The sequence below is a fragment of the Candidatus Binatia bacterium genome, from assembly GCA_036382395.1.
Lineage (GTDB): Bacteria > Desulfobacterota > Binatia > HRBIN30 > HRBIN30 > JAGDMS01.
This window is the reverse complement of sequence record DASVHW010000245.1, coordinates 1-3,586: the sequence shown is the minus strand read 5'-3', so window position 1 is coordinate 3,586 and position 3,586 is coordinate 1. Positions and strand designations below refer to the sequence as shown.

5 protein-coding genes are annotated in these 3,586 nt (G+C 61.7%); 3 read left to right on the top strand and 2 right to left on the bottom strand.

What is annotated here, in order from left to right; translation table 11 throughout:
* The 3 genes from VF515_11505 to VF515_11495 all read left to right on the top strand — a co-directional run.
* Positions 1-411 (top strand): type IV pili twitching motility protein PilT (locus VF515_11505; protein HEX7408259.1); only part of this gene is annotated, 411 nt, incomplete at its 5' end.
* A 73-nt stretch (positions 412-484) separates the two neighbouring features.
* Positions 485-1,546, top strand: a complete 1,062-nt coding sequence (locus VF515_11500) for a diacylglycerol kinase (GenBank protein HEX7408258.1) — start codon at positions 485-487, stop codon at positions 1,544-1,546.
* Between the two features lie 46 nt (positions 1,547-1,592).
* Positions 1,593-2,372, top strand: coding sequence for an SDR family oxidoreductase (locus VF515_11495; protein HEX7408257.1), 780 nt, complete (start codon positions 1,593-1,595; stop codon positions 2,370-2,372).
* Positions 2,373-2,733: 361 nt separating this feature from the next.
* On the opposite strand, the gene VF515_11490 is transcribed toward VF515_11495, so the two are convergent.
* Positions 2,734-3,030 carry a BrnT family toxin gene (locus VF515_11490; protein ID HEX7408256.1) on the bottom strand — a complete coding sequence of 99 codons (297 nt, stop codon included), beginning with the start codon at positions 3,028-3,030 and terminating at the stop codon, positions 2,734-2,736.
* 97 nt (positions 3,031-3,127) lie between these two features.
* Positions 3,128-3,586 (bottom strand): hypothetical protein (locus VF515_11485; protein ID HEX7408255.1); only part of this gene is annotated, 459 nt, incomplete at its 5' end.

Below are 3,586 nucleotides of genomic sequence, written 5' to 3'. Positions count from 1 at the left end.
GCCGCAACGACAGGCTCCTTGGTGTTCGGGACCTTACACACCAATTCCGCCGTCAAGACGGTGGACCGGATCATCGATGCCTTTCCGGCGGCACAGCAGGCGCAGATTCGCACCATGCTGGCGGATTGTCTCAAGGGCGTGGGCGCGCAAATTCTGCTGCGCACCGCCGATGGCAATGCTCGCGTCGCCTGCAACGAGATCCTGTTGTCAAACTCCGCGTTGGCGAACTCCATCCGTGAGGGGAAGACGCCGAACATTCGCAACATCATCCAGGGTGGCCGCGGCCAGGGGATGCAGCTGATGGATGATGCCATTCGGAAATTTCTCAACGAGCACAAGATCACTGCCGACGAAGCGTACATGAAGGCGACAGACAAGTCCCGCTTCGCCTCGCCCGAACCGCACGGGTGATTTTCGGCCCAGCCGCCCGAGTCTGGCGCAGCCCCCTCGCGTCATGTAGGAACGCACGGACGGAGGTGTCCTAATGCCGTACAAAGTCATCCAGTGGGCAACGGGCAACGTCGGTAAGCACGCCCTGCGGGCTTTGATCGAGCATCCCGACTACGAGCTGGTTGGGCTGTGGGTCCACAGTCCGGACAAGGTGGGCAAAGATGCCGGCGAACTTGCCGGCCTGGGAAAGATCGGCGTCGTCGCCACCAACGATGTCGACGAGATCATCAAGATGAAGGCCGACTGCGTCTCGTACATGGCCAACGCCGACCTGCGGCCGGCCGACGCGATCGACGACATGGCGCGCTGCCTGCGGTCGGGGAAAAACGTGGTGTCGACGTCGGTCCCCTTCCTCACCTATCCGAAGACGGCGCCGCGCGTGCTGGTCGAACCGTTGGAGCAGGCCTGCAAGGCCGGCGGCACGTCGTGCTTCACTTCCGCCATCGATCCGGGGTTCGCCAACGATCTCATCCCGCTCGTTCTCATGGGCGTCTGCGAGCGTGTCGAGTCGGTCCGCATCCTGGAGATCCTGAACTACTCCACCTACTACAACGCCACGACGCTCTTCGACATCATGGGCTTCGGGCAGCCACTCGATCAGACGCCGCTGCTGTTGCAGCGCGGCAACCTCAAATTCGCCTGGGGCTGCGTGGTGGATATGATGGCCGACGCGCTCGATGTGCAGCTCGATGAGGTGCGTGAAGTCTATGAGCGTGTGCCCGCCGAGAAGACGTTCGAGGTCGCGCTCGGCACCGTCAAAGCCGGCACCGCCGCCGGTCTGCGCTTCGAAGTGCAGGGCATCGTGAAAGGCCGTCCGAAAATCGTCGTCGAGCACGTCACGCGCATGCACGACGAGGTGGCGCCGCACTGGCCGCAGGGCACCGGGAGCGGTTCGTACCGCGTCATCATCGAGGGCTCGCCGTCCCTGAACTGTGATTTTCACCTCAGGGGTGCTGATGGCGACCACAACACCGGTGGCCTGTGTGCCAGCGGCATGCGCGTGCTGAACGCCATTCCCGCCGTTTGCGCCGCGAAGCCTGGACTGCTGTCGACACTCGATTTGCCGATCTTCACGGCGCGGCACGTCATGCGCTGAAGACCGGCAACGACGTTTCGTTTCTCGTGGATTGGAGGTTGCAGGGATGCTGCTGAAGAACAAGACCGTAGTCATCTCAGGCGTCGGCCTGGGCTTGGGGAAAGAGATTGCTGCTGCTGCTTTGCGGGATGGCGCCAGCGTGGTCATGGGGGCGCGAACCGAAGACAAGCTCCGGGACATCGCCTCCGAGCTGGACCCTTCGGGCAAGCGAGTCGCCTGTTGTCGCACCAACATCACGGATCCCAAGCAGTGCGGCGCCTTGATGAAGACGGCGGTCGATCGCTTCGGCGGAGTGGATGCGGTTGTCCAGGTAGCCGCCTTCGAGCTGATCTCCAGCACCTTGGAAAGCACGTCCAACGACGAGTGGAGCAAGTCGTTCAACACCAATGTCATCGGTTCCGTCCAGGTGGTCGAAGCCGCCGCGCCGCATCTCCGGGCTCGCGGTGGCGGCTCGGTGGTGCTCATCGGCACGCAGGCGATGTACAAACCGCAGTTGCCGCAGATGGCGTACGGAGCCTCCAAAGGCGCGCTACTGTCGGCGATGTACTACATGGCGAAGGAGCTGGGGCCCGACAAGATCCGTGTGAACATGGTGGTGCCGACGTGGATGTGGGGGCCGCCGGTGGAGATCTTCGTGAAGTGGCAGGCGCAGGAGCGCGGCGTTCCCGAGGACGAGATCGTCCGCGGCATCACCGCCAACATGCCGCTCGGGGAGATCCCGCCCGACGAAGCGGTGGCCGACGCGGTGATCTTCTTCTGCTCCGACCGCGCCCGCATGATCACCGGCCAGAGCCTGCTGGTGAACGCCGGCGAATTGATGCGCTGAACGGCCAAGCTCACCCGCGGCGGGCAAACTGGGACCCCGCAATCACCCCGAATGGCCTCCTGCCCGCCGTCGGGTGGAGCGCTGAGTTAGGTCCGACTGTGACTCTTGGACAGCGGACTTGATTACTGTTTCTGCCACTCCGTGCCGCCGCAAACTCCTTACTATACGAGCGACGTCTGGTGGTCCCTCGATGCGCTCCAAATCGCGACGCAGCCCTTGTCCGACGTACCCGCGGATCAGTGGCTGATAACCGGAGAACCCCAATAGAGGCGCCACCCGTTTGAGGTCGTCGATAACGTCCTGTGGCATCCGGAGCGTAACACTTGCCATCGGTCGGTCTCTACGAAGCCGCTTGCGCAGATCACTGATCTTCATAGGTCTTCCTCTCCTGAGCACTGGCTGGACGCGCCGAAATGATGCGAATAAACTCTCCCCGTTCGACGTGCGCAACCACAACCAGGCTCCAGCCCGTTGTCAGGCCTACCACCGTCTCGCGCTCCTCGCGGTCAACCATCTCGGAACTCAGCCAACGAATGAAGGGATCGAAGAAGACCTCACAGGCCAATTCGAACGCAATGTGGTGATCTCGGAGATTCGACGTTGCCTTCTTGCGATCCCATTTGAAGCAGATGCCGTTGAGCCAGAATTCAGCATCCATATTTCCCCATTGCATACTGTACGTACGTCGTCAATACGCGCCCGGGGCGCGATATCGAGTTCAGCGGCGAGCGCAGCGAGTCCGCTGCAACGAGGGATTAGGCGCCAGGTGCATGACTGCTGATGGAGTCCTTGGCCTCCCGCACGACCGCGCGAAGGGCCTCCCGGATGTTCTGGACAGTGCGATCCAGATTGCCCATGACCTCCTCTTCGGTGTCACCCCACGACCAGAACGAGAGCATGAGCTGAAAGCCCAATTGCTGCTCGTCGGGAAGAGGTAGAGTAACGTACTTGACGTGAAAGACGGTGGTACCGACCACCCCATAATCAAGCGCGGGGGCTATCTGCGTAAGGTAATGATGAATGCCCCCCTTGAGCCACTCCGTGTTAGCTCGGGAGAGATTGAGCGGAAGCTCCCGCCATAGGATCATGAGCCTTCCCGTGACTTCAAGAGCCTTCGGAAATTGAAGAGTACTGTTCGTGCGCGGTCCCTCGAAGGCACAGTCATTGGATTCAAGGATCGAGTCGGCGCCGTTGAGCCATTCAAGGAGGCTGTA